Here is a 26996-nt window from a genome sequence, read left to right as displayed (position 1 = left end):
CTTGCGCAGCTAATCTGACAACGTTGTCCAAGGCCAGGGAGGGTGCTCGCGCATGCAGGACAGAGCCCGGTACAGACGGAGTTCTTCGGCTCGGCTCAGATGGGGTTCCTCGACGATAATGGGGGTGGTAGCGCTTTCTCTGGTAGTGGCCTCGCAGGGCACCGCGATTGCCCTTCCGGCCCAAACGGCGTCCACCGATCGCGAGTTCGCCTCCTCGTTCGAATCAGGCGATCCGGCACCGACCTGGCTCAACACGGTGGACACCGGAGCAGACGGCGCAAAGCGCGCGTCGGGTGTCGACGGCGGCTACAGCAGCGGCATCCCCGGCAATGTCACCGACCACGTCACGGACGTCCGCGCGAGCGGCGAGAACACCGGTGGCGGCGAGGTGAAGGAGAACCTCGTCGACGACGAGTCGAGCACCAAGTGGCTGACCTTCGAGCCGACCGGCTGGGCGGAGTTCGACTTCGACGCCCCGGTCAAGGTCGTCACGTACGCGCTGACGTCGGCCAACGACCACGACGAGCGCGACCCCCAGGACTGGACCCTCCAGGGCTCCACGGACGGCAAGGACTGGAAGACCCTCGACACCCGTTCCGGCGAGTCCTTCGGCGAGCGGTTCCAGACGAAGTCGTACGACATCGCGAGCCCCGTCGAGTACCAGCACTTCCGGCTCGACGTCACCAAGAACAACGGCGGCGACATCCTCCAGCTCGCCGACGTCCAGTTCTCCACGGGCAAGAGCGACGACCCGACGCCCAAGGACATGCTCTCGCTGGTGGACCGGGGCCCGAGCGGCTCCCCCACCGCGAAGGCCGGCGCGGGCTTCACGGGCAAGCGGGCCCTGCGCTACGCCGGTACGCACAAGGCGGACGGCCGGGCGTACTCGTACAACAAGGTCTTCGACGTGAACGTGGGCGTCGGGCGCGACACCGAGCTGTCGTACCGGATCTTCCCCGCGATGGCGGACGGCGACCGGGACTACGACGCCACGAACGTGTCGGTGGACCTGGCGTTCACGGACGGCACCTATCTGAGTGACCTGAACGCGGTCGACCAGCACGGGTTCGGGCTGACGCCGCAGGGCCAGGGCGCGGCCAAGGTGCTGTACGTCAACCAGTGGAACAACGTCGCCTCGCGGATCGGTTCGGTCGCGGCAGGGAAGACCGTCGACCGGATACTCCTCGCGTACGACTCCCCCCAGGGCCCGGCGAAGTTCCGCGGCTGGCTGGACGACGTGGCGCTGAAGACCGTGGCTCCCGAGAAGCCCAAGGCGCATCTGGCCGACTACGCGCTGACGACCCGCGGCACCAACTCCAGCGGGGGCTTCTCGCGCGGCAACAACTTCCCGGCGACGGCTCTGCCCCATGGCTTCAACTTCTGGACGCCGGTGACCAACGCGGGCTCGCTGAGCTGGCTGTACGACTACGCGCGCGCCAACAACGCGGACAACCTGCCGACCATCGAGGCGTTCAGCGCGAGTCATGAGCCGAGCCCCTGGATGGGTGACCGGCAGACCTTCCAGGTGATGCCCTCGGCCGCCTCGGGCACGCCCGACACCGGCCGCACCGCCCGCGCGCTCGCCTTCCGGCACGAGAACGAGACCGCGCGCCCGTACTACTACGGGGTGACCTTCGAGAACGGTCTCAAGGCGGAGATGGCGCCCACCGACCATGCCGCGGCCCTGCGCTTCACCTATCCGGGTGAGGACGCGAGCGTGCTCTTCGACAACGTGACCGAGCAGGCGGGCCTCACGCTGGACAAGGACAACGGGATCGTCACCGGGTACTCGGACGTGAAGTCCGGGCTGTCGACTGGTGCGACCCGGCTCTTCGTCTACGGGGTGTTCGACGCGCCGGTGACGGACGGCGGCTCGTCCGGCGTCAAGGGATACCTGAAGTTCAAGCCCGGCGCCGACCACACGGTCACCCTGCGCCTGGCGACCTCCCTCATCAGCATCGACCAGGCCAAGGACAACCTGCGCCAGGAGATCCCCGACGGCACCTCGTTCGGGACCGTCAAGGAGCGGGCGCGCAAGACGTGGGACAAGCTGTTCGGCAAGGTCGAGGTCGAGGGGGCGACACCGGACCAGCTGACCACGCTGTACTCCAGCATGTACCGGCTGTACCTGTATCCCAACTCCGGCTTCGAGAAGGTCGGTTCGAAGTACCAGTACGCCTCGCCGTTCTCCGCGATGCCCGGACCCGACACCCCCACCCACACCGGCGCGAAGATCGTCGACGGCAAGGTGTACGTCAACAACGGTTTCTGGGACACGTATCGGACGACCTGGCCCGCCTACTCCTTCCTGACGCCCTCTCAGGCGGGCGAGATGGTCGACGGGTTCGTACAGCAGTACAAGGACGGCGGCTGGACCTCGCGCTGGTCCTCCCCCGGGTACGCGGACCTGATGACCGGTACCTCCTCGGACGTGGCGTTCGCGGACGCGTACGTCAAGGGCGTGGACTTCGACGCGGAAGCGGCCTACGACGCCGCCCTGAAGAACGCGACCGTCGTCCCGCCGGCCTCCGGCGTGGGCCGCAAGGGCATGTCGACGTCCCCCTTCCTCGGTTACACCAGCACCGCCACCGGCGAGGGCCTCTCGTGGGCGATGGAGGGATACGTCAACGACTACGGCATCGCCGAGATGGGCCAGGCCCTCTACAAGAAGACCGGCAAGAAGCGCTACAAGGAGGAGTCCGCGTACTTCCTCAACCGGGCCCAGGACTATGTGAACCTCTTCGACTCGAAGGCCGGGTTCTTCCAGGGCCGCGACGCGCAGGGCAACTGGCGCCTCGACTCCTCGAAGTACGACCCGCGTGTGTGGGGCTACGACTACACCGAGACGAACGGCTGGGGGTACGCCTTCACCGCGCCGCAGGACTCTCGGGGCCTCGCCAACCTGTACGGCGGCCGGAGCGGGCTGGCCCAGAAGCTCGACGCGTACTTCGCCACCCCCGAGACGGCCTCGCCGGACTTCGTGGGCTCCTACGGCGGGGTCATCCATGAGATGACCGAGGCCCGTGACGTACGGATGGGCATGTACGGGCACTCCAACCAGGTGGCCCACCACGTGAACTACATGTACGACGCGGCGGGTCAGCCCTGGAAGACGCAGAAGAACGTCCGCGAGGTCCTCTCCCGCCTCTACACCGGCAGCGAGATCGGACAGGGTTACCACGGCGACGAGGACAACGGCGAGCAGTCCGCCTGGTACCTCTTCTCCTCGCTCGGCTTCTACCCGCTGGTGATGGGCAGCGGCGAATACGCCATCGGCTCCCCGCTGTTCACCAAGGCGACCGTGCACCTGGAGAACGGCAAGGACCTGGTCGTCAAGGCGCCGAAGAACAGTGCGAAGAACGTGTACGTGCAGGGCGTGAAGTTCAACGGCAAGCGCTGGACGTCGACTTCGCTCCCCCACTCGCTCATCTCCCGGGGTGGCGTCCTGGAGTTCGACATGGGCTCCAAGCCGTCGTCGTGGGGCACGGGCCAGGACGCGGCGCCCGTGTCGATCACCCAGGACGACAAGGTGCCCGCGCCCCGCGCGGACGTCCTCAAGGGTGACGGCGCGCTCTTCGACAACACCTCGGCGACGGACGCCACGGTCACCTCGGTCGACCTGCCGACGTCCGCCGCGGCCGAGGGAGTTCAGTACACCCTGACCTCGTCCGCGGACCACACCAAGGCCCCGGGGGGCTGGGTCCTTCAGGGCTCCTCCGACGGCACCACGTGGGCCGACCTCGACAAGCGCTCCGGCGAGTCCTTCACCTGGGACAAGCAGACCCGGGTGTTCTCGGTCGCGCATCCGGGCTCGTACGCGCACTACCGCCTGGTCCTCGACAGCGAGGCGACGCTCGCGGAGGTGGAACTGCTGGGCTGACACCCTCACACAGGCGGGGCGGGCGCGGAGATCACTCTCCGCGCCCGCTCTGCTGTGCGGCCGGCGTCTCAGCCCACCGCGAGGGTGAACACGTGCAGATCCGCGTTGTCCGGCAGCCGCACGCTCCTGACGGTCTTGCCGGACGAGGCCTGGAAGGGCTTGGTGGCGAAGATGTACGTGGCCACCGGGTCCTTGTCGGCGCCCGCGACATTGCGGTACGCGGTCCTGGCGACGGTCTCGTTGCCGTACTGGACGGTGCCGCCTCCGCCGCCGACGGTCCAGTCGGTGAAGGAGAGGTCGACGGAGTCCGTGCTGCCGTCGGTGTAGGTGACGGTCGCGTGGGTCTGCTGGTTGCCGTTGACCGCGCTGCCGATGAAGGACAACCGGTCGGCCGGGTGGGCGAGTTCGATGGTCTGGGCGGTCGCCGAGGCGTTGTCGGGACGGCCGGTGGGCGAGTCGGGCCAGGTGTAGGTGAGGCCGTCCACGGTGCCCTGGGCGCCGGGGGTCAGGCCGGCGGCGGCGAGGGCCTGACGGGAGTAGCTCCAGCCGCCGCCGTCGTAGTCGGCCTCGTCGTGGTCGCCGGTGTCGTCGGAGACACCGGTGTTGTTGTAGGCGGCCAGGAGGGAGCCGGGCGCCGCGACGGTCAGGGCCACCGGCTGCTCGTAGGAGGTCGCGGCCGACGTCACGGTGACCTTGACGTCGTAGAAGCCCTGCTGGGCGGTGTCACCGGCGGACAGGGTGATCTCCTGGGAGCCGTCGGTCACGGTGCCCTCGGCGGGGGTCGCGGTCACGCCGGCCGGGGTGTCCACCTTGAAGCGGACCTCGGGGCCGGTGCCGCCGCTCAGCGCGAGGGCACGGATGCCGAGCTTCGTGCTGCCGCCGGGTGCGAGCGTCGCCGTGGTCGGGCCGACACCGATCTGGTACGGCTGCTCACCCTCACGGAAGGACGGCGGGGCGGCCGCCGGGTCACTGCCCCAGGTGCGGTTCGGGGTACCGGAGAGGGTGTAGTCGAGCGTGCCGCCGTCGCGGACGAAGGAGGCGGGGAGCCAAGGTCGGTCGCTGGTACGGCCGTCGACCTTCAACGACTGGACGTACGGGGCGTCGGCGGCGGCACCGTTCGCGCGGATCTCGATGTCGTTGCCGCCGGGCCGGTTGATCTCCACCCGTGTGAACAGCGGTGAGGCGAGGACGAGTTCGGCGCGGGAGGGAACCTGCGGATACATGCCGAGCGCGGAGAAGACGTACCAGGACGACATCTCCCCCAGGTCGTCGTTCCCGGGGATGCCGCCCGGCTGGGTGGACCACAACCCGTTCATCGCGGCGCGGACGGTCTCCTGCGTCTTGTAGGGCGCGCCCGCGTAGGCGTACAGGTAGGGCACATTGATCGAGGGCTCGTTGTCCAGCTCCGACTTGTCGCCGCCGTTGCCCGTGAGGGCCCAGCTGCCGTCGGCGTTGTGGAAGAAGGTGTCGAGGCGGTCGAGCGCCTTGCTCCGGCCGCCCATCGCGGCGAAGAGCCCGGCCGGGTTGTGCTGCACCATCCAGGTGTACTGGGCGGCCGTACCCTCCACGAATCCGTTGCCGGTCGCCGGGGTGAAGCCGGTGACCCAGCTGCCGTCCGCCTTGCGGTTGGCGATGTAGCCGCCGCTCGGGTCGGCCGCGACGTTGAAGTTGTTCTGCCACCACTGGGAGCGCTGGGCGAAGTCGGCGGCCGTCTGCTTCCTGCCCGCCGCCGTGGCGAGCTGGGAGAGCGCGAAGTCCGCGCCGGACATCTCGAGGGTCTCGGCGGCGCCGCCCCAGGCGTTGGACACGGACGGCATGTAGTGCTGCTTGAGGTACTTGTCCAGCGACGGCCGCTGCCCGACGGACAGGACCGGCTTGCCCGAGGAGGAGAGGTCGCCCTCGGTCGGTACCGTCGCCGCCTCGACCAGCGAGTCCAGCGCGCCGCGCAGGTCGAAGCCGGTGCCGCCGAAGGCCCGGATGCCGGCGAGCGCGGTCGGGGACGGGTCGCCGTTCATGACGTGGGTGCCGCTCGCGCCGTGCAGCCAGCGGTCCCAGACGCCGCCGTTCTGCCGGGCGAGTTCGAGCAGGGACTGCGCGATGTCGGAACCGGTGTCCGGGCTGAGCAGGGTCAGCAGCTGGACCTGGGAGCGGTAGACGTCCCAGCCGGAGAAGGTGCCGTACTGGGCCCGGTGGCCGCGGCCGACGACATGGACCTTGTCGTCGGGGCCCCGGTATCTGCGGTCGGCGTCACTGATGACGTTCGGGTGCAGAAGGGCGTGGTAGAGCGCGGTGTAGAAGGTGGTGCGGTCGCTGTCGCTGCCACCGCCGACCCTGATCACGCCGAGCCGGTCGCGCCAGGCCCGGTGGGCGGCGTCCTGGACCGAGGCGAAGGAGCGGGACGGCGGGTTCTCGGCCGCGAGGTTGGCGGCGGCGCCCGCCTGGCTGACGTACGAGATGCCGACCTTGACGTTCACGGGGTCGGCGCCGGGCTCGAACTCCACATAGCCGCCCGCGCCCTTGCCCGCGACGGGACGGCCGCCGCTCGCGAAGCCGCCGGTACCGCCGCTCGTCTGCGTGGACCCCGGGCTCAGCCTGTCGTCCTGCCAGGTGCCGGTCGACTTGAAGTCGCGGTCGAAGCGGGCGGTGAAGTAGAGCGTGTAGTAGGCGCGTTGGCCCTCGGGGTCGAGGTAGCCGCAGAAGTTCCCGGAGGTGACGGACCCGGAGACCGTACGGGTCGCCGGGTCGATCTTCAGGGTCGAATCGGTCGACCCGACCTCGGAGCCCGCACTGCGGACCAGGAGCGAGGCGGGCTTGTCGGCGGGGAAGGTGAAGCGGCCCGAGCCGGTGCGCGCGGTCGCGGTGAGGTCGGCGGTGACGCCGGAGGCGAGGCCGACCTTGTAGTGGCCGGGCTCGGCCGTCTCGTCGGTGTGCGCGAAGTCGGCCGCGTACACCGCATCCTTGGTGTCGCTCGCCGGGGAGGACGTGACCTCACCGGCGTACGGGAAGAAGGGGATGTCGCCGCTGCCGCCCGCGCAGCCCGTGCCGGACATGTGGGTGAGGCTGAAGCCCCTGATACGGGTGGCGTCGTACTGGTAACCACCGGGCGCGGCCGTACGGGTGGCGTCGCCGCGGGTGTTCTCGGGGCTCCAGGAGAGCATGCCGAAGGGGACGACGGCGCCGGGGAAGACGTTGCCGCCGTTCTTGGTGCCGATGAGCGGGTCGACGTAGGTGGTGGGGTCCCGGACGAGGTCGGGGGGTGCGGCGGTGGCGGCCGCCGCGGGGGTGACGGCGGGGGTGATCCCGGCGGCCGCCAAAGCGACGGCGAGCAGGACGGATGACGGACGGAAACGCATGACGCGGCCCCTCCTCCTTCGGACGGGTCGCGCACCACAGGTCGCACAAGCCGCAGGGACAGTAACGTGCGCCACGGGTACCACGGAAGACCGCGTGCGACCCCTCAGGCACGCTCGGCGCACACCCCTATGGCGCAACGCGCCCCCCGGCGGTCCCTCAACTCGCTTGACATCGTTGTCGGTTGAGGCGGTAAAGTCATGTACAGACCATCAGACAACGTTGTCGCCGCCTCAGTCGTCACAAGCCACGCACCATCCCGGGCAGCACCCCCCTCGCCCGCCCGGGCTCGCGGACCGGGTGAGTTCCACACCACCCACCCGGTCCGCCCAGAGCCGGTCAACCGACCTGACAGGGAAGCGCGGTCGCGGGATCACCGCCGGAGCCCGAGGCGACGTACCCGAAGGTCGCGCTCCGCCCGGGATCCAGCGCACCGTTCCAGTCGGCGTTGTGCACCATCACGTCCTGGCCGCTGTAGGTCGCGTTGCCGTTCCAGAGGCTGACGACCGACTGCCCGCCCGGCAGGGTCCAGTCGACCATCCAGCCCAGCATCGGCACGTCTCCGGTGTTGGTGACGGTCACCTCCGACTGATAACCGCCGTTCCAGCTGTTGGTCGTCCGGCGGGTCGCGGAGCAGACGCCGGGCGGGGGTTCGGTGGGGTTGCCGGGGTCGTGAATGCCCGTCACCTCGCCGTTGCCGCCGTCGAAGACGACGTCCGAGCAGGAGTAGAAGGTCTCCGTGCTGTCCGAGCGCTGCCAGACCATGTAGATGATGTGGCGGCCCGACTTGTTCACGGGGAGCTGTCCGGTCCACGAGTAGTTGGCCTCGACCGTGCCCGGGCTGCCGTTGAGCGGCGGGTGGTCGACGGTCAGGAACGGCTGGTCCTCCATGTCGTTCCAGGTGAGCGCCTTGGTCGGGTCGAAGCCGTCCTTGGTGACGTAGACGTAGAACCAACCCGGGTGCGCGGCCCATGCGTTGTAGGAGAAGTCGACCGTGGCACCCGAGGTGAGATGGGTGAGGGGCCAGTCGCTCCGGGGCAGGTTGAAGCCGGTGAAGTTGGGGTTGCCGCCGCTGCACAGCTCCCCGTCGGGGACGAAACCGCGGGTGCGGCCCGCGCCGTCCGAGCGGAGCACCGAGAACCAGTTGTAGAACGGCGTGGTGCCGCTCACCTGCTGGGCCGCCTTGCACGCCGGGTTCACCGGTTTGATCTCACCGGTGTCGGTCAGCCCGCCCTGCCAGCACAGGAAGGTGCGGCTGCCGGGTTTCATGGGGGTGCCGTGCGCCGCCGCCCTTCCGCCGGTCGTGACGACCAGGCCGAGGGCGGGGACGACGGCGAGGAGAGCGAGCAGGACGAGGAGGAGGGAGCGGTGGCGGGACGGCCGCGATAATCGCAACCTTGTCACGTTCATGACAGATCCAGGCATGACGAACAGACCCTTCGCTCGACGGCGCGGGAATGGTGAGGTGAGGCGGGAGCAACTCCCGGCGGGTTCCGGTCCGCCACATGGGAGCGCTCCCACCTCATTCGGACGTTAGCGCGCACGACCACCTCTGTAAACGCTTCACGCACGAGGGCCGCACCCCCTGACATCGGGTGCGGCCCTCGCCATGACGGAGAAACCACTCAGGTACCGATTTTCCTATGACTGAGAAACCACCTGAGTCGGTCACGTCACCGATGGTGGGGTGACGTCAGATAGTGCTGTCGAAGAAGCTCCCTCCCGTAGTCGTTGCCGTTGGGTGTGCGGATGATGGAGTGGACGTGCTTCTGGGTCGCGCCGCTGCCCTGCGTGGCCCCGTACGCGCCCGCGAGCGGGCCCGGGGCCTGGCAGTCGACCTCGACCCAGACGACCGGGCTGTGCACCCGGACGTAGAAGGCGGAGTCGTCGGCCGTGCCGCCCGCCCAGGTCACATAGGTCTGGTCGAGGTACTTGCGGACCTCGGCCATCCGCACCTTCGCGGCATCGGCCTTCCCGCGGCCGACGAAGGCCTCGACGATGCCGAGAAGCTTCTTCTTCTGCGCCCCGTTCAGGGCGTCGGCGCGCAGGCCGGTGTACGTCTGCACGGCGTTGTCGGAGAAGGCGCCCGCCTTCATGGACTCGTTCGACTTGGTCGCGGACTCGATGGCGACCGCCTGCTGCGCCTGCGTGAGGGAGTTGACGAAGGCGAGGCTCGCCACGACCTCCTCGTGGCAGACCGTCACGGTCTCGCCGTCGATCTCCATCGAGGTCGGCTCGGAACCCCAGAAACAGGGGCTCATGACGACCTGGTCGCCGAGCACGAAGTAGTTGATGACCAGGTGGTGGCCGTCGAACTGGAAGCCCCAGGGCTCGGTGGCCGACGGGGTGCCCATCAAGGTCCAGTAGTACGCGTCCTCGTTGAAGGAGGCGGTGTTGCCGATCGCCTCGCCGGCCGCCTGGTTGATCCTGCGGATCTTCTCGGTGGTCTCCAGGCCGTCCGCGCTGAGCGCCGACTTCAGCAGAGCCGTGCCCAGCGTCTTCTGAGCATCCGTCATGTCGGCGAGGGTGACGCCCTGGCGCGCGTACGAGTCGATGTTGCTCCACAGGCGCCACTCGGTGGAGTGGACCGTGAACTGCGTCGCCGTCTTCTGGGTGTCGGTGAGCCCGGCGAGGAAGGCGTTCGCGGCGGCGATCACGGGAGCGGTGGCGACTCCCGTGGAGTGGATCGCGTACAGGTCGTCGATCCGCTTGCCGTCGGTCGTGAGGCCGAAGAAGTCCTCCGTGATGGTCTGGTTGCCGGGGCCGCCCGCACCGCCACCGGGGCCACCGCTGGGGCCGCCGCTGGGCGCGCCGCTCGGTGTGGCGGAGGCGTCGGCGGTGGGGGTGGCGGTGTCGTCGGCGAGCGCGGTCCAGGCTCCGGCGCCGCCCATCGTGGCGACGGCCGCGGCGCCGCTCGCGAAGAAGACCCTCCGCATGAAGTTGCGCCGGTCCGAGTGGGCGCGGGAGTCCGTCCCGGACTGCGGAGGCGTCCCGGACTGCGCCGCGTGCTCTCCGGTGTCGAGCTCGGTCATCGTCGCTGGATCCCTTCGTCGTGGGCACGTCCGTGGCGGACGGCCGGGCGCCCACGACTCTGGGGGGACAACCTGAGGCGAACCTGAAGTGCGTCGGGAAATGGCCAGGCGCGTGGGGCGGGAAAAGGTCCGGAAGGTGCGGTGGGGACGGGTCCGGCACGTGCGGTGGGGACGGGTCCGGCACGTGCGGCGGGGAAGGGTCCTGCAGGTGCGACGGGGACGGGTTCGGCACGTGCGGCGGGGAAGGGTCCGGCAGGTGCGACGGGGGAAGGGCCGGCGCGAGGACAACGAACCGCTCCCTTCCGGGCGCCGGGGCGGGCCGCTGTCGCGTCACCCGCGCATGGCGCGCGCCTCGGTCTGACGCCTGCGAACGTATGCCGCCACCGAAAAAAGTGTCAACAATTTCGTTGACCTTCATGGTGGGTACACAGGGGCGGGGAAGCGGGTGCTGGGAAGCAGGTGCTGGGAAGCAGGTGCTGGGGATCAGGCCGACGCGGGTGCCGGAGCGGATGCCGGGGTGGATGCCGGGTCCGGGGTCCTGGCGCCTTCGGCCGGGGGCAGTTCGAGCGTGAACTCCGTACGGCCCGGGGCGCTCTCCACGCGGATGCGACCGCCGTGGGCGACGGTGACCGCCTCGACGATGGCGAGTCCGAGGCCGGAGCCGCCCTCCGTGGGGCCGCCGCGGGCGCGCGAGACATCGCCGCGTGTGAAGCGTTCGAAGACCGACGGGAGCAGGTGCTGCGGGATACCGGGACCGTCGTCGCGGACACGGATCACGCAGGCCGCTTCCGTGGCCTCCACCGAAGCGATCACGGTCGTGCCAACGGGTGTGTGCACACGGGCGTTGGCCAACAGGTTGGCCACCACCTGGTGCAGCCGTGCCTCGTCGCCGACGACCAGGGCCGGGGTGTCCAGCAGCAGCGCCAGCTGCCAGTTGTGGGTGTCACCGGCGGCCCGCGCGTCCCACACCGCCTCGGCGACCAGTGCCGCGAGGTCCACCTCGGCCGCGTGCAGCGGTCGGCCCTCGTCCAGCCGGGCGAGCAGCAGCAGATCCTCCACGAGGCCGGTCATCCGGGCCGACTCGGCGGAGACCCGGCGCCAGGCCAGGGTCGGTTCGATCCGCTCGGTGCCGCGGTTCATCAGTTCCGCGTATCCGGCGATGGAGGCGAGAGGTGTACGGAGTTCATGGCTGGCGTCGGCGAGGAAGCGGCGCATGCGTTCCTCGCTGCGGCGCATCTCCTCCTCGCCGCGCTGGCGTTCGGCGAGCGAGGACTCCACGTGGTCGATCATGCGGTTGAGGGCGGCACCGACCTGGCCGGCCTCGCTGCCGGGGTCGGTGTCGCGTTCGGGGACGCGGGTCAGGGCGGTGACCTCGCCGTGACCCAGCGGGGAGCGGGAGACCTCGACGGCGGTGGCGGCGACCCGTCCGAGGGGGCGCAGTTGGCGCCGTATGACGACCGCGCAGACGCAGCCCGCGGCGGTGAGGCCGACGGCGGCCACCACGCCCTCGACCGCGACCAGCCGGCCGATCATGTCCTGTACGTCGCCCATAGGGAGCCCGGTGAGCACGGGGACGCCGTCGCCGCCGAGGGCGGTCACGCGGTAGCTGCCGAGGCCAGGGACGGTCCGGGTGTGCAGGGAGCCGTCGGTGGTGATGCCGTCGAGGGCGGCGCGCTGGACGGCGGTGAGGGTCTGCCGGCCGCCGTCGTGGGTGACGACCTCGGCGGCGAGGATGTCCCCGTCCTCGTCGAACCGGGCGGCGAGCGTGCCGACGGCCTGTCCCCGTTCGTTGAGGAACCCCAGGTCCGTGTCGTCGCCGCTGCGGCGCTGGAGGCCGCCCTGGCTGCGCTCGGCGGCGTCGGTGACGCGCTGGTCCAGGTTGCCCAGCAGATAGGAGCGTTGGGCGAAGACGGTGGTGAGGGCCATCGCGGCGCAGACGGCGACGAGGGTGGCGCTGATGAAGAGCAGCAGCCGCGTGCGCAGCGAACGTCCGGCCCGCGCCGTGGGCCGGGAGCGTCCGGGGAGCCGGGTCCGTCGGAGGTTCATCTCCCGTCCTCCACCGGGCGGATCGCGTACCCCACCCCGCGTACGGTGTGGATCATCGGCGCCCGCCCCTTGTCGATCTTCCGGCGCAGGCTGGAGATGTAGACCTCGACGAGGTTGCCGCCGCCGTCGAAGGAGCTGCTCCACACGTGGTCGAGGATCTGGGCCTTGCTCAGCACCTGCCGCGGGTGGCCGAGCAGTAGGCCGAGCAGGTCGAACTCCTTGGCGGTGAGCTGGATCGGCGTACCGTCGCGGCGCACTTCGCGGGTCTCCTCGCTCAGGACGAGATCACCGAGCACCAGGACGGAGTCGTCGGTCCGCAGCGGTTCGGCGCCGGCCCTGCGCAGCAGTCCGCGCAGCCGCAGGACGACCTCCTCCAGGGAGAAGGGCTTGGTCACGTAGTCGTCGGCGCCCGAGGACAGGCCGTCGATGCGGTGTTCCAGCGCGTCGCGCGCGGTCAGCATGAGGACGGGCAGTCTCGGATTCTCGTACCGCAGCCTGCGCAGCACCTGGATTCCGTCGAGGTCGGGCAGCATCCCGTCGAGCACGACCGCGTGCGGGGCGCAGCCGCGGGCCGCGCGCAGGGCGCTGTGCCCGTCGGCGACCGGGTAGGGCCGCCAGCCCGCCTCGGTGACGGCCACGGAGAGCAGTTCGGTGAGTGCGGGTTCGTCGTCGACGATCAGCACGCGGACACGGTCCCCACGGATCCGCTCGCCGCGGGGGCGGTCCCCGTGGAGGTACTCGCCGCCGTCCCGTCCGACCCGGGGCCGCTCGCCACCATCACCTCCGCCACGAGGTCGCTCACCACGGAGGCGGTCCCCGTGGAGGTACTCACCGCCGTCCCGTCCGACCCGGGGCCGCTCGCCACCGTCACCTCCGCCACGAGGTCGCTCGCCACCGGGGCGGTCCCCGTGGACCAACTCACCACCATCACGTCCGACCCGGGGCCCCTCGCCACCGTCACCTCCGCCACGAAGTCGCTCGCCACGGAGGCGGTCCCCGTGGACCGACTCACCACCATCACGTCCGACCCGGGGCCCCTCGCCACCGTCACGCTCGCCGCGCACGCGAGCCCCGTGGACGAACTCGCCCCCGTCGCGCACGTGGGCGTCGTCGCCGGGGACGCGGTGGCCGGCGGCACGTTCGCCGTGGGCGGGGTCGCCGGAGGCGCGTGTGGCGTGGAGACGTTCAGTTCGGGTGCCAGACATATGACGATCCTGTCCCGGTTCGCTGGGAGAACCCTGTGTTCCGACTTTGCCGCAGCCGTGCGAAAGGCCTCGTGGGAGGACCCGCAGGTCCTGTCCCACGCGTGGCGGATGGTCGAACTCGGTGAGCAGGCACGGGTGTTGCCGTCGGTGCCGGTCAAGCTGCTGGTGGTGGACGGGTGTCGGGCGATACTCCCGCCGACCTCCTCCGCGGCGGGCGGCTACCGCGCCGTCGTGGTGTGGCACTCGGCGGTGACCGAGGTCCTGCGGAGGCTCTTCGAGCCGGCCTGGCAGCAGGCGGCTCCGCTCGGGCAGTCCGCCGACGACGGTGAACTCTCCGAGGGCGAGCGGACGCTCACGCGGCTGCTGGCGACCGGGATGAAGGACGAGGCGGTGGCCCGTCATCCGGGCGTGAGCCTCAGGACACCTCGGCGGCGGGTGAGCGACCTGCAAGACCGGCAGGGGGCGGCGAGCCGGTTCACGCTGGGGGTGCGGGCGTCGCAGCGCGGCTGGGTGCAGGCATGCGGACGTGCCGTCGCATGCGAAGGGCCGCACCCCTCCGGAGAGGAGCGCGGCCCGACCGCCGTACCGGATCCCTACTTGCGGATCAGGTTGCGCAGCACGTACTGCATGATGCCGCCGTTGCGGTAGTAGTCCGCCTCGCCGGGGGTGTCGATGCGGACGACCGCGTCGAACTCGACGCCGGTGTCGGTGGTGACCTTCACCGTGCGCGGGGTGGTGCCGTTGTTGAGCTCCTCGACGCCGGTGAAGGAGAAGGTCTCCTCGCCGGTGAGGCCGAGGGCCTCGGCGGTGGCGCCCTCCGGGAACTGGAGCGGCAGGACGCCCATGCCGATGAGGTTCGAGCGGTGGATGCGCTCGTACGACTCGGCGATGACGGCCTTGACGCCGAGGAGCGCGGTGCCCTTGGCGGCCCAGTCGCGGGACGAGCCGGAGCCGTACTCCTTGCCGGCCAGGATGACCAGCGGGGTGCCCTGCTCGATGTAGTTGCGCGAGGCGTCGTAGATGAACGCGACGGGCGCGCCGTCGACGGTGAAGTCGCGGGTGTAGCCGCCCTCCGTGCCCGGCGCGATCTGGTTGCGCAGGCGGATGTTGGCGAACGTGCCGCGGATCATGACCTCGTGGTTGCCTCGGCGCGAGCCGTAGGAGTTGAAGTCACGACGCTCCACACCGTGCTCGGTGAGGTACTTGCCGGCCGGGGTGTCGGCCTTGATGGCGCCGGCCGGGGAGATGTGGTCGGTGGTGACCGAGTCGCCCAGCTTGGCGAGCACACGGGCACCGGCGATGTCGGTGACCGGGGACGGCTCGTGCGCCATGCCCTCGAAGTACGGGGGCTTGCGGACGTAGGTGGACTGCGGGTCCCACTCGAAGGTGTTGCCGGTCGGGATCGGCAGCGCCTGCCACTGGGCGTCGCCCGCGAAGACATCCTGGTAGGACTTGTTGAACATGTCCTCGCCGATGGCGTTCGCCACGACGTCGTTGACCTCGGCCTCGGAGGGCCAGATGTCGGCCAGGTAGACCGGCTTGCCGTCCTGGTCGATGCCCAGCGCGTCCTTGGTGATGTCCACCTTCATGGAGCCCGCGAGCGCGTACGCGACGACCAGCGGCGGGGAGGCCAGGTAGTTCATCTTGACGTCGGGGTTGATGCGGCCCTCGAAGTTCCGGTTGCCGGAGAGGACCGAGGTGACGGCGAGGTCGTGGTCGTTGACGGCCTTGGAGACCTCCTCCGGCAGCGGGCCGGAGTTGCCGATGCAGGTGGTGCAGCCGTAGCCGACGAGGTTGAAGCCGACCTTGTCGAGGTAGGGGGTGAGCCCCGCCTTGTCGAAGTAGTCGGTGACGACCTTGGAGCCGGGGGCGAGGGTGGTCTTGACCCACGGCTTGCGGGTCAGGCCCTTCTCGACCGCCTTCTTGGCCACCAGCGCGGCGGCGACCATGACGTACGGGTTCGAGGTGTTGGTGCAGGAGGTGATGGCCGCGACCGTCACCGCGCCGTGGTCGATCTCGTAGGTCGAGCCGTCGGGGGCGGTGACCGTGGTCGGACGGGTCGGTACGCCGTTGATGGCGGCCGGGGAGTCGGAGGCCGGGAAGGACTCCTTGCCCGCCTCGTCGTCCTCGTCGACGTAGTTGCGCACGTCCTGCGCGAACTGCTGCGCGGCGCCTGCCAGGATGATCCGGTCCTGCGGGCGCTTCGGTCCTGCGATCGACGGGACGACCGTCGAGAGGTCCAGCTCCAGCTTCTCGGAGAAGTCGGGCTCGGCGGCCGGGTCGAGCCAGAGGCCCTGCTCCTTGGCGTACGCCTCGACGAGCGCGAGCTGCTGCTCGCTGCGGCCGGTCAGCTTGAGGTACTTGATCGTTTCTGCGTCGATCGGGAAGATCGCGGCGGTCGAGCCGAACTCCGGCGACATGTTGCCGATGGTGGCGCGGTTGGCCAGCGAGGTGGCGGCGACGCCCTCACCGTAGAACTCGACGAACTTGCCGACGACGCCGTGCTTGCGCAGCATCTCGGTGATCGTGAGCACGAGGTCGGTGGCGGTGGTGCCCGGGGTGAGCTCACCGGTCAGCTTGAAGCCGACGACGCGCGGGATGAGCATGGAGACCGGCTGGCCGAGCATCGCGGCCTCGGCCTCGATGCCGCCGACGCCCCAGCCGAGCACACCGAGGCCGTTGACCATGGTGGTGTGCGAGTCGGTGCCGACGAGCGTGTCGGGGTACGCCTGGCCGTTACGGACCATGACCGTGCGCGCCAGGTGCTCGATGTTCACCTGGTGGACGATGCCGGTGCCCGGCGGGACGACCTTGAACTCGTCGAAGGCGGTCTGGCCCCAGCGCAGGAACTGGTAGCGCTCCTTGTTGCGGCCGTACTCCAGCTCGACGTTCTGAGCGAACGCGTCGTTGGTGCCGAACTTGTCGGCGATGACGGAGTGGTCGATGACCAGCTCGGCCGGGGCCAGCGGGTTGATCTTCGCCGGGTCGCCGCCGAGCTCCTTGACGGCCTCACGCATGGTGGCGAGGTCGACGACACAGGGCACGCCGGTGAAGTCCTGCATGATCACGCGGGCGGGCGTGAACTGGATCTCCTGGCTGGGCTGCGCCTGGGAGTCCCAGTTGCCGATGGACCGGATGTGGTCGGCGGTGATGTTCGCGCCGTCCTCGGTGCGGAGCAGGTTCTCCAGCAGCACCTTCAGGCTGTACGGAAGGCGAGCCGAGCCTTCCACCTTGTCCAGCCGGAAGATCTCGTACGACTCGTCGCCCACCTGCAGCGTGCTGCGGGCGTCGAAGCTGTTCGCCGACACGACAGTCTCCTTCATTGATGTGCGCGTTCCCACCGCATCCTGCCGCCACGACGTCTTGGCCGATCCGCTAAGGTAAGGCTAAGTTAGGCAAGCCTTACTGTCGGACCCGACGACACCGTGCGGCTACGGTGCACCTCGGCAGATATCTCGATGTCGAGATAACTCTAGTACATGGGCGCCCCCGGGTCATGCCCGGCATGCTGTCGACCTGCCGTCACTCACTCCGGCGCGCCCGGGGCAGCGCGCGCGTGAGCCACACCAGCTCGCCGCGGTTGTCGGCCGAGACGTGGTCGCGCTCGAACCCGAGCTTTTCGAGGACACGGAACGACGGGGCGTTCCAGGTGCGCACGGTCGCCCAGACCCGCCCGCGCCCGGTCGCACCCGCGGCGGCGAGCACCGCGGAGGCCGCCTCGGTCGCATAGCCGTGCCCGTGCGCGCTCCGGAACAACTCGTACGCGATCTCGGGCTCGGCGAGGGAGGCCCGGCCGACGAGGAGCCCGCAGTAGCCGATGAAGGCGCCCGTGTCGCGGCGGTCGACGGGCAGCAGAGCGATACCGGTCGACGCCGCCGCGGCGAGCTGGGCCGCGATGATCTCGCGGCTCCGTTCGACCGGGAGCGGCCGGTCGCCCCGTTCCGCGAAGAGCGCGCTGTGACCCTCGGCGTCGGAGTCGGACCACGGCCGCAGCGTCAGCCGGGCGGTCTCGAGGAGTGACGGCATCGGCGGATACGCGGGCACGGCGACACCCTATCGACGGCGCCCGGGGCGGGGAACACCCCGCTCGGAGCGGGGCGGGGCGGGGCGGGCGGTCACGGGTCCGGCCGCCCGTGCCTGGCACTGCCAGTACCAGGCACGGGCGGGCCGACCGGTGCACAGTGGAGGCATGGCGAGTACGGAGTTCGGGCGGACGGTCCGGCGCTGGCGGGACCGGGTCTCCCCCGAGGCGGCCGGGCTCCCCGTCGGCGGGCACCGGCGCGCGGCCGGACTGCGCCGCGAGGAGCTGGCCCTGCTGGCCGGGATCTCGGTCGACTATGTCACCCGTCTCGAACAGGGCCGGGCGAGCAACCCCTCGGAGCAGATCGTCGAGGCGCTCGGCCGGGCCCTGCGGCTGTCCGGCACCGAACGCGAACACCTCTTCCATCTCGCCGGGCTGGCCCCACCGGGACGCGGCACGGTGCCCGCCCACATCACCCCCGGCGTACAGCGGATGCTGGACCGGCTGACCGCAACGCCCGTCGCGGTCTTCGACGCGGCATGGAACCTGCTGCTGGCCAACCCGCTGTACGCGGCCCTGATGGGCGACCCGTCCGGCTGGCGCGGCAACGAGCGCAACGCGGTGTGGCGCAACCTCGTGGGCCCGGGCACCCACGTCCGCCACACCCCCGAGGCCCGGCGCGAGTTCGAGACCACCGTGGTCGCCGACCTGCGCGCGACCGCGCGCAGGTATCCGACGGACCAGCGGCTGCGGCGCCTGATCGAGGATTTGCGCGCGAACAGCGACCGGTTCGACGAGCTGTGGAAGTCCGAGGCCGTGGGCCACCACGAGGCCTCGCGCAAGACCATCGACCATCCACAGCTGGGCCCCGTGACGCTCGACTGCGACGTGCTCAGCGTCGCGGGCAGCGACCTGCACATCATGGTCTACACGGCCGAGCCGGGAACGCGGGACGCCGAACAGGTCGCCCTCCTCGGGGTCATCGGCACCCAGATGCTCGTGGAGCGCGGGACGGCCGAACGAGGCTGAACACGCCGGGAGTTCGCAGGCAACCATCGCCCGCTTCGGGGTACTGGGAACGGAACGCGCCACAGCCGGCGCAGCAAAACGACAGAAACGCCGCGAACTTCCCCAAGGGGGACCATCACGGGCGGCCGGCACGGGCCGCACCACACCCGCAGCAGCAGTGGACGCCGCACTACGACGGGGGTGCCCCCGCTCGAGCGAAGTCGAGAGTGGGGGGGATCTGCCGGGCCCCTTCGGCTGGCGGCGGACCACGCGTCGGCGGAAGCGCTGAGTGAACTCGCCGTGCCGCTACGGCCCCGCACCCGAACTCCCCTACGGGTGCGGTGTGCTGTAGGCCACTACTCGGACGGGTGCGCTCCGTTTCTCTTTATCTCACATCAGATATACGGTCGCGCCATGGCAGACGACTACCTCGTACGCATCGGCAAGCTCATCCGTGACGCCCGGCAACACCGGGGCTGGACACAGTCGCAGCTCGCCGAGGCACTCGGCACAAGTCAGAGCGCCGTCAATCGCATCGAGCGCGGCAACCAAAACATCAGCCTTGAGATGATCGCCCGAATCGGTGAAGCCCTGGACAGCGAAATCGTCTCTCTGGGCTACGCGGGTCCGATGCATCTGCGCGTGGTCGGCGGACGTCGTCTGTCCGGCTCGATCGATGTCAAGACCAGTAAGAACGCGTGCGTCGCACTGCTGTGCGCGACGCTTCTGAACAAGGGGCGCACGGTGCTGCGCCGGGTGGCCCGGATCGAAGAGGTCTACCGCCTTCTGGAGGTGCTCGGTTCGATCGGCGTCCGCACCCGCTGGATCAACGACGGGGTCGACCTCGAGATCGTGCCCCCGAGCGAGCTGGACATGGAGGCGATCGACGCCGAGGCCGCCCGCCGGACGCGGTCGATCATCATGTTCCTCGGCCCGCTGCTGCACCGTATGGACACCTTCAAGCTGCCGTACGCGGGCGGTTGCGACCTCGGCACCAGGACCATCGAGCCGCACATGATCGCGCTGCGGCGGTTCGGGCTCGACATCGCCGCCACCGAGGGGCTCTACCACGCCCAGGTCGACCGGGCCGTCTCCCCCGGCCGGCCCATCGTGCTGACCGAGCGCGGGGACACCGTCACCGAGAACGCGCTGCTCGCCGCCGCCCGCCACGACGGCGTGACCGTCATCCGCAACGCCTCCTCCAACTACATGGTCCAGGACCTGTGCTTCTTCCTGGAGGCGCTCGGTGTACGGGTGGAGGGCGTCGGTACGACCACGCTCACCGTCCACGGCGTGCCGAACATCGACGTGGACGTGGACTACTCGCCCTCCGAGGACCCGGTCGAGGCGATGAGCCTGCTCGCCGCCGCGGTGGTCACCGAGTCGGAGCTGACGGTGCGCCGGGTGCCGATCGAGTTCCTGGAGATCGAGCTCGCGGTACTGGAGGAGATGGGCCTCGACCACGACCGCACGCCGGAGTACTTCGCCGACAACGGCCGTACGCGGCTGGTGGACCTGACCGTACGGCCCTCCAAGCTGGAGGCGCCGATCGACAAGATCCACCCGATGCCGTTCCCGGGCCTGAACATCGACAACGTGCCGTTCTTCGCGGCCATCGCGGCCTCCGCACAGGGCAAGACCCTCATCCACGACTGGGTCTACGACAACCGGGCCATCTACCTGACCGACCTCAACCGGCTCGGCGGCCGGCTGCAGCTCCTCGACCCGCACCGCGTGCTGGTCGAGGGCCCGACCCGCTGGCGCGCCGCCGAGATGATGTGCCCGCCCGCACTGCGCCCCGCCGTGGTCGTGCTGCTGGCGATGATGGCGGCCGACGGCACGTCCGTGCTGCGCAACGTGTACGTCATCAACCGCGGCTACGAGGACCTGGCCGAGCGGCTCAACTCGATCGGAGCGCAGATCGAGACGTTCCGGGACATCTAGGGCGACCGGAAGGTGGTGGGGCTCGCCGGGGGACGACTTCGCGTCATCCTTGGCGAGCCCGCCGCGTGCCGTCCCGTCCCGCCCGTGTGCCGGCTCAGCCCTCCATGAGGGTGATGTCCTGCTCCTGGAGCGCGTGGAACAGCGGCAGCGGCAGACCGCCCAGGGCGGGGCTCAGTTCCATCAGGGTGGCCTCGACATGGGCGGCGCCCGGTGCGAGGGTGCCGGGTGTGCGCTTCTCCGAGTTGGTCCAGCGGTGCTCCGCGCCGTCGCAGACCGCCGCGCTGCCGCCGATGCCGTAGCGGAACCGGGGGTCGCCCTGCGACACCGACGAGGAGACGAGCACCGGCCCCGTACCGCTGAGACAGCGGTAGGTGCCGGAGAGGGTGACGGTTCCGTCGGCGGCGAGGTGACCGGTCGGGTCGACGGTGACCGTCTCGGACGGGGCCGACAGGGCGCCGACGGACACGGCGACGGCGGACGGGGCGAACAGCAGCAGGAGCACGGCGCCGGTCGCCGTGCCGAAGACCTGGCGCAACGGCATGAGGTACCTCCTGGAACGTGGGGGCTCCACAGGTACCGGGCGCACGGGCCCGAGGCGGTGATCGTCACCCCTTTGGTGGCGAGTCCGGTGTACGGCGAGTTCGGTAGACGGCGGGTCCGGTCCGTCGCGGGTCGAGTCCGTGCGTCATGGGAACGTTCGAGAGTTGTCCGCGTGTTGTCACGCTTCTCGACCGGCGGTTCCGATGAGTTCGCCGCGGGAGCATGGTCTTACCTATGCGAGGCGGCGACAGTGCCGTCGACACTCATCGCATCCGACGTGGAGGTGCGTCATGTGTTCCCACCAAACTCTGTGCCCGTCCGCGGACTCCAAGGCTCCGCACATCGTCTCGGCCCACCCCGAGCAGGGCTGGAGCCTGCTGTGCAACGGCGCGATCGTCTTCGACGACAGCGGTGAACTGCTCCCCGACGGCAGCGTGGTCGCTCCGCACCGGGTGTTCGCCGAGCGGCTGGCCGTCGCCGCCTAGTCCCTCCGGGAGTTCCGGCAGTTCCGGCAGTTCCGGGGGCGGGGTGCTACGGCAGCACCGCGAAACCGTCGAGTTCGACCAGGGCCTGTTCGTCCCAGAGGCGGGCGGCGCCGACGACGGCCATCGCGGGATAGTCCCGTCCCGCCAACCGCCGCCAGACGCGGCCGAGTTCGGGGGCCCGCGCACGGTAGTCCGCGACATCGGTGGCGTAGACCGTGACCCGCGCGAGGTCGGCCGGGGTGCCGCCCGCGGCCCGCAGTGCCGTCAGCAGATTGGTCAGCGCCTTCTCGAACTGCTCCGGGAGGGTGTCGCCGACCACCTTCCCGTCCGTGTCCAGCGCGGTCTGGCCCGCCAGGAAGACCACGCGGGTGCCGGTCGCGACGACGGCGTGCGAGAAGCCGGTGGGCGGGGAGAGTTCGGGCGGGTTGACGCGCTCGGTGCTCACTGGACCTCCAGGCTCTCGACGCTCACTGGGCCTCCACCGACGCGTACAGCTCCTTGGCGATGACCGCCCGCTGGACCTCGCTGGCGCCTTCGTAGATACGGGGCGCGCGGACCTCCCGGTAGAGGTGTTCGAGGAGATGACCGCGGCGCAGGGCACGGGCGCCGTGCAGTTGGACGGCCGCGTCGACCACGTACTGGGCCGTCTCCGTCGCCAGCAGCTTCGCCATCGCCGCGCGCCGGGGCACGTCCGGGGCCCCTTCGTCGTACGCCGCCGCCGCCGCGTAGACCATCAGGCGGGCCGCCTCCGTACGCAGCGCCATCTCGGCGACCTGGTGAGCCACCGTCTGCAGGTCCTTCAGCCTGCCGCCGAACGCCTCACGCCCGGCCGTGTGCGTGAGCGTCGCCGAGAGGGCCGCCTCCGCCATGCCGACCGCGAAGGCGCCGACGCTCGGGCGGAAGAGGTTGAGGGTGTGCATCGCGACCCGGAAACCGCGGTCGGGCTCGCCGAGCACGTCGTCCGCCGTCACCGGTACGGCGTCGAAGACGAGGGCGCCGATGGGGTGCGGGGAGAGCATGTCGAGCGGGGTGCCGGTGAGGCCCGGCCGGTCGGCGGGCACCAGGAAGGCGGTGACGCCACGGGCTCCGGCGCCCTGGGTGGTACGCGCGAAGACGGTATAGAAGTCGGCCTCGGGCGCGTTGGAGATCCAGCACTTCTCCCCACTGAGCCGCCAGCTCCCCGAGCCGTCACGTTCGGCAACGGGCGACTCCTGCGCCTCGACGACTGATGGCACGGGGTCGGCGGGCAACGAACCGGGGACCCCGGGCGAGGCACCGGGCTCCGCGGACAAGGTTCCGGGGGCCGCAGGCAAGGTCCCGGGGGCCGCAGGCACGACTCCAGGGACCGCAGGCACGGCGCCGGAGACTGCAGGCACGGATCCGGGGGCCGCAGGCACGGCTCCGGGGACTCCGGGCGCCGCTCCCGAGGTCGCGGACGAGGCCCCGCGGGCCGCGGGTGCGGCTTCGCCGGGCGCCGGTGCGGAAGCGGGCGCCCCGGGGGCGTCCCGGTCCGCGCGGAGCGCCAGCGCCGCCGCGTCCGAGCCCGCGCCCGGCTCGCTGAGCGCGAACGCGGCCACCGCACTGCCGTCCGCGACCCGGGGCAGCCAGCGCTCGCGCTGCGCCCGGGTGCCGTACGCGTGCACCGGATGCGCACCGAGGCCCTGTAGGGCGAGCGCCGTCTCGGCCTCGGTGCAACCGCGCGCCAGGGACTCCCGCATCAGGCACAGATCGAGCGCGCCCGAGGTGAACAGGCGGGCGAGCAGCCCCAGCCGGCCCAGCTCGGCGACAAGTGCACGGTTGACGTGACCCGGCTCGCCCTTCTCCGCCAGCGGGCGCAACCGCTCCTCGGCCAGCGCGCGCAGCTCGGCACACCAGGCGGTCTGTGCCGGATCGAGCGAGAATGCGGTCATTGCCGGTTCCCTCTCCGCCGTCGGACTGCGGGACCCCAGGCTATCGCGAGACGTTGACTGTCGTCACCAACACGATACGCTCCTTGTGCGAGACGCGAGACGCAAGCCGAGAGCACCGAGAGCCGAGCACCGAGAACACCGAGAGCCACGAGCTGAGCGCTGCGAGCCCACCACGACAAGGGGGCGAACCTCCATGGACGGCGACACCCTGGAGCCGACGACCTCGGCCCACGTCGACACCTTCGCCCGCGACCACCTCCCGCCCCCCGATCAGTGGCCCGAACTCCCCTTCGACCTGCCCGAGCTGCACTACCCCGAACGGCTGAACTGCGCCGCCGAACTCCTCGCCGGCAAGCCACCGCAGCGCCCCGCCTTCCGCACGCCGTCCGGCGACCTGTGGACCTACGGGCACCTCCTCGCCCGGGTGGACCGGATCGCCCACGTCCTGACCACCGAACTGGGTGTCGTGCCCGGCAACCGGGTGCTGCTGCGCGGGCCCACCACACCCTGGCTCGCCGCGTGCTGGCTGGCGGTCCTGAAGGCGGGCGGGGTCGCCGTCACGGTGCTCGCCCAGCAGCGCTCGCACGAGCTGACCACCATGTGCGCCATCGCCCACGTCACCCACGCGCTGTGCGACGTACGGTCGGTCGGCGACCTGGCGAAGGCGGAGATCCCGGGGCTGCGGATCACGACGTACGGCGGGGACGCGCCCGACGACCTGCTGCTGCGCATCACGGGCGCCCCGGACGAACCGTTCACGGCGGTCGACACGGCCGCCGACGACGTCGCGCTGATCGCGTTCACCTCCGGCACCACCGGCCGCCCCAAGGGCTGTGTGCACTTCCACCGCGATGTGCTGGCCATAGCGGACACCTTCTCGAAGCACGTGCTGCGGCCGCACGAGGACGACGTCTTCACCGGCAGTCCCCCGCTGGGCTTCACCTTCGGGCTCGGCGGCCTCGTCGTCTTCCCGATGCGCGCCGGAGCCTGCTCCCTGCTGCTCGAACAGGCGGGCCCCAAGCAGCTGTTGCCCGCGATCACCGAGCACCGCGTCTCGGTGCTGTTCACCGCGCCGACCGCCTACCGGGCGATGCTGGCGGAGCTGGACGAGCACGACACGACCTCGCTGCGGCGCTGTGTGTCCGCGGGCGAGAACCTGCCCGCCGCGACCTGGCGGGCCTGGCACCACCGCACCGGACTGCGCATCATCAACGGCATCGGCGCCACCGAGCTGCTGCACATCTTCATCTCCGCGGCCGACGAGCACATCCGCCCCGGTACGACGGGCGTCCCCGTACCGGGGTGGCAGGCGCGGGTGGTCGACGCCGAGGGGACGCCGGTGCCGGACGGCGAGCCCGGACTGCTCGCGGTGCGCGGCCCGGTGGGCTGCCGCTATCTCGCCGACCCACGGCAGCGGGAGTACGTGCGCGGCGGCTGGAACATCACCGGCGACACCTATGTGCGCGACCCCGACGGCTACTTCCGCTATGTCGCCCGCGCCGACGACATGATCGTCTCGGCGGGGTACAACATCGCCGGGCCCGAGGTCGAGGACGCTCTGCTGCGCCACCCGGACGTGGTCGAGACGGCGGTCGTGGGGCGGCCCGACGAGGCGCGCGGGCAGGTGGTGGTGGCGTACGCGGTCCTCAGAGAGGGGGCACGCAAGGACGCCGAGCCGCTGCGCGCCTTCCTCAAGTCCGAGCTGGCGCCGTACAAATGCCCTCGCGAGTTCGTCTTCCTGGACTCGCTGCCGCGCACGGCGACGGGAAAGCTGCAGCGCTTCCGGCTGCGCGCGGACGCTGCGCCGACGAGCGGGGAGACCCTGTCGCCGCCCGCGCCGGAGGGTGAGTTGTCCACCGGCGGCGGTCCCAAGTGATCTTCGCGCACTAGAGTGATCAACGTGTCAGAGCAGCACGCCCCCCGGTCCCTCATCGTCACGTTCTACGGCGCGTACGGCCGTTTCATGCCCGGCCCCGTGCCGGTGGCCGAGCTGATCCGGCTCCTCGCCGCGGTCGGCGTCGACGCGCCCTCCGTACGCTCGTCGGTGTCCCGGCTCAAGCGCCGCGGGCTGCTCGAACCGGCCCGTACGGCGGCGGGCGGCGCGGGGTACGCGCTGTCGCCCGACGCCCGCCAACTGCTGGAGGACGGCGATCGGCGGGTGTACGCGACGGCGCCCCCCGAGGACGAGGGCTGGGTGCTCGCCGTCTTCTCCGTGCCGGAGTCCGAGCGGCAGAAGCGGCACGTACTGCGCTCACGCCTCGCCGGTCTCGGCTTCGGGACGGCGGCCCCCGGCGTCTGGCTCGCCCCCGCGCGGCTCTACGAGGAGACCCGGCACACCCTGGCGCGGCTGCGGCTCGACCCTTACGTGGAGCTGTTCCGCGGGGAGCACCTGGGCTTCGCGGCGACGGCGGACGCGGTCGCGCGCTGGTGGGACCTGGCGGCGATCGCCAAGCAGCACGAGGCCTTCCTCGACCAGCACGCGACCGTGCTGCGCGACTGGCGGCGGCGCGCGGACACCCCGCCCGAGGAGGCGTACCGCGACTATCTGCTCGCCCTGGACACCTGGCGCCACCTCCCGTACGCCGACCCGGGGCTGCCCGCCGCGCTGCTGCCCGAGGACTGGCCGGGCGTCCGCTCGGCCGCCGTGTTCCGGGCGCTGCACGCGCGGCTGCGGGACACGGGGGCGAGCTTCACCGAACCCACCGGCGTGTGATCTCGGTTACATCATGAGGCGCTAAGGGAACCCTCAGCCTCTTCCGTCCCTCTTCTCATGTTTCTTACCTAGCGTCGTGAGCCGCACGCCAGGACAGGAAGAGGACCGCACGTATGACCACCACGGCAAGGGCTCAGGGAGCCACCGTCTGGCTCACGGGCCTGCCGAGCGCGGGCAAGACGACCATCGCCCGGATACTCGGGACCCGTCTGAAGGCGGAGGGGCACCGGGTGGAGGTCCTCGACGGCGACGAGGTCCGCCGGTTCCTCTCCGCGGGTCTCGGCTTCTCGCGCGAGGACCGCAACACCAACGTGCAGCGCATCGGCCTGGTCGCCGAGGTGCTCGCGCGCAACGGCGTCCTCGCCGTGGTGCCCGTCATCGCGCCGTACGCCGACAGCCGTGACGCCGTCCGGGAGCGGCACGAGGCGAGCGGGACGCCGTACATCGAGGTGCATGTCGCCACCCCGGTCGAGGTGTGCAGCGAGCGCGATGTGAAGGGGCTGTACGCCCGGCAGGCCGCGGGCCGGCTGACCGGGCTCACCGGCGTCGACGACCCCTACGAGCCGCCGCTGGACCCGGCGCTCACGCTGGAGACGCATCTGCAGACCCCGGAGGAGTCCGCGGACTCGGTGCACGCGGTGCTCGCGGCGAGGGGGCTCGTATGACCTCCGCGACGGTCGAACAGGCCTTCACGCTGTCGCACCTGGACGCCCTGGAGTCGGAGGCCGTCCACATCTTCCGTGAGGTCGCGGGCGAGTTCGAACGGCCGGTGATCCTCTTCTCCGGCGGCAAGGACTCCATCGTCATGCTGCACCTCGCCCTGAAGGCCTTCGCCCCCGCCACGATCCCCTTCACCCTGCT

Annotated in this window: 19 protein-coding genes; 9 read left to right on the top strand and 10 right to left on the bottom strand. The window is 70.7% G+C overall.

Annotated features, from left to right (window positions below; translation table 11 throughout):
• Positions 1-118 precede the first annotated feature (118 nt).
• Positions 119-3880, top strand: a complete 3762-nt coding sequence (locus ACZ69M_RS44530) for a GH92 family glycosyl hydrolase (protein WP_470059262.1) — start codon at positions 119-121, stop codon at positions 3878-3880.
• A 68-nt stretch (positions 3881-3948) separates the two neighbouring features.
• Here the strand turns inward: ACZ69M_RS44530 and ACZ69M_RS44525 are convergent, their stop codons facing one another.
• The 5 genes from ACZ69M_RS44525 to ACZ69M_RS44505 form a co-directional block, all read right to left on the bottom strand.
• Positions 3949-7233 (bottom strand): GH92 family glycosyl hydrolase, encoded by a 3285-nt coding sequence (locus ACZ69M_RS44525; protein WP_470059260.1) that lies wholly within the window; start codon positions 7231-7233, stop codon positions 3949-3951.
• A 337-nt stretch (positions 7234-7570) separates the two neighbouring features.
• Positions 7571-8641 (bottom strand): lytic polysaccharide monooxygenase auxiliary activity family 9 protein, encoded by a 1071-nt coding sequence (locus ACZ69M_RS44520; RefSeq protein WP_470059259.1) that lies wholly within the window; start codon positions 8639-8641, stop codon positions 7571-7573.
• A gap of 263 nt (positions 8642-8904) precedes the next feature.
• The gene (locus ACZ69M_RS44515) at positions 8905-10263 is read right to left on the bottom strand and encodes a DUF3500 domain-containing protein (protein WP_470059257.1); all 1359 of its coding nucleotides are present in this window, start codon (positions 10261-10263) and stop codon (positions 8905-8907) included.
• Between the two features lie 483 nt (positions 10264-10746).
• Positions 10747-12309 carry a sensor histidine kinase gene (locus ACZ69M_RS44510; protein WP_470059256.1) on the bottom strand — a complete coding sequence of 521 codons (1563 nt, stop codon included), beginning with the start codon at positions 12307-12309 and terminating at the stop codon, positions 10747-10749.
• Positions 12306-12992, bottom strand: a complete 687-nt coding sequence (locus ACZ69M_RS44505) for a response regulator transcription factor (RefSeq protein WP_470059255.1) — start codon at positions 12990-12992, stop codon at positions 12306-12308. The genes ACZ69M_RS44510 and ACZ69M_RS44505 overlap by 4 nt, the downstream gene beginning before the upstream one ends.
• 45 nt (positions 12993-13037) lie before the next feature.
• Between ACZ69M_RS44505 and ACZ69M_RS44500 the strand changes: the two genes are divergently transcribed.
• Positions 13038-14162 carry a helix-turn-helix transcriptional regulator gene (locus tag ACZ69M_RS44500; RefSeq protein WP_470059253.1) on the top strand — a complete coding sequence of 375 codons (1125 nt, stop codon included), beginning with the start codon at positions 13038-13040 and terminating at the stop codon, positions 14160-14162.
• Here the strand turns inward: ACZ69M_RS44500 and acnA are convergent.
• Together acnA and ACZ69M_RS44490 are read right to left on the bottom strand one after the other, a co-directional pair.
• On the bottom strand, positions 14108-16822 hold the full coding sequence (acnA, locus tag ACZ69M_RS44495) for an aconitate hydratase AcnA (protein WP_470059252.1): 2715 nt from the start codon (positions 16820-16822) through the stop codon (positions 14108-14110). The genes ACZ69M_RS44500 and acnA overlap by 55 nt on opposite strands.
• 214 nt (positions 16823-17036) lie before the next feature.
• Complete coding sequence (locus tag ACZ69M_RS44490) at positions 17037-17540, bottom strand: GNAT family N-acetyltransferase (protein ID WP_470059449.1); 504 nt, start codon at positions 17538-17540, stop codon at positions 17037-17039.
• 163 nt (positions 17541-17703) lie between these two features.
• Between ACZ69M_RS44490 and ACZ69M_RS44485 the strand changes: the two genes are divergently transcribed.
• Entirely contained in the window at positions 17704-18564 is an 861-nt protein-coding gene (locus tag ACZ69M_RS44485; protein ID WP_470059251.1) for a helix-turn-helix transcriptional regulator, read from the top strand.
• 393 nt (positions 18565-18957) lie between these two features.
• Entirely contained in the window at positions 18958-20487 is a 1530-nt protein-coding gene (locus ACZ69M_RS44480; RefSeq protein WP_352048029.1) for a helix-turn-helix domain-containing protein, read from the top strand.
• A gap of 94 nt (positions 20488-20581) precedes the next feature.
• On the opposite strand, the gene ACZ69M_RS44475 is transcribed toward ACZ69M_RS44480, so the two are convergent.
• Positions 20582-21028: a DUF6299 family protein gene (locus ACZ69M_RS44475; protein WP_470059250.1), complete on the bottom strand. Its 447-nt coding sequence runs from the start codon at positions 21026-21028 to the stop codon at positions 20582-20584.
• A 289-nt stretch (positions 21029-21317) separates the two neighbouring features.
• Here ACZ69M_RS44475 and ACZ69M_RS44470 point away from each other — a divergent pair, with 289 nt between their 5' ends.
• On the top strand, positions 21318-21512 hold the full coding sequence (locus tag ACZ69M_RS44470; protein WP_054234032.1) for a DUF5999 family protein: 195 nt from the start codon (positions 21318-21320) through the stop codon (positions 21510-21512).
• Between the two features lie 46 nt (positions 21513-21558).
• Here the strand turns inward: ACZ69M_RS44470 and ACZ69M_RS44465 are convergent, their stop codons facing one another.
• Complete coding sequence (locus ACZ69M_RS44465; RefSeq protein ID WP_470059248.1) at positions 21559-21957, bottom strand: RidA family protein; 399 nt, start codon at positions 21955-21957, stop codon at positions 21559-21561.
• A gap of 22 nt (positions 21958-21979) precedes the next feature.
• Positions 21980-23422 carry an acyl-CoA dehydrogenase family protein gene (locus ACZ69M_RS44460; protein ID WP_470059247.1) on the bottom strand — a complete coding sequence of 481 codons (1443 nt, stop codon included), beginning with the start codon at positions 23420-23422 and terminating at the stop codon, positions 21980-21982.
• A gap of 193 nt (positions 23423-23615) precedes the next feature.
• On the opposite strand from ACZ69M_RS44460, the gene ACZ69M_RS44455 reads away from it, so the two are divergent.
• The 4 genes from ACZ69M_RS44455 to ACZ69M_RS44440 all read left to right on the top strand — a co-directional run.
• Positions 23616-25298: an AMP-binding protein gene (locus ACZ69M_RS44455; protein ID WP_470059245.1), complete on the top strand. Its 1683-nt coding sequence runs from the start codon at positions 23616-23618 to the stop codon at positions 25296-25298.
• A gap of 15 nt (positions 25299-25313) precedes the next feature.
• Positions 25314-26135: a PaaX family transcriptional regulator gene (locus ACZ69M_RS44450; protein WP_470059243.1), complete on the top strand. Its 822-nt coding sequence runs from the start codon at positions 25314-25316 to the stop codon at positions 26133-26135.
• Between the two features lie 113 nt (positions 26136-26248).
• Complete coding sequence (cysC, locus tag ACZ69M_RS44445) at positions 26249-26800, top strand: adenylyl-sulfate kinase (RefSeq protein ID WP_266629758.1); 552 nt, start codon at positions 26249-26251, stop codon at positions 26798-26800.
• Positions 26797-26996 (top strand): phosphoadenosine phosphosulfate reductase domain-containing protein (locus ACZ69M_RS44440; protein WP_470059241.1); only part of this gene is annotated, 200 nt, incomplete at its 3' end. The genes cysC and ACZ69M_RS44440, both read left to right, overlap by 4 nt.

Source organism: Streptomyces sp. NPDC107454 (assembly GCF_055582885.1).
Note: the sequence above shows the minus strand (reverse complement) of the source record. Positions and strands in the feature narration are given on the sequence as shown.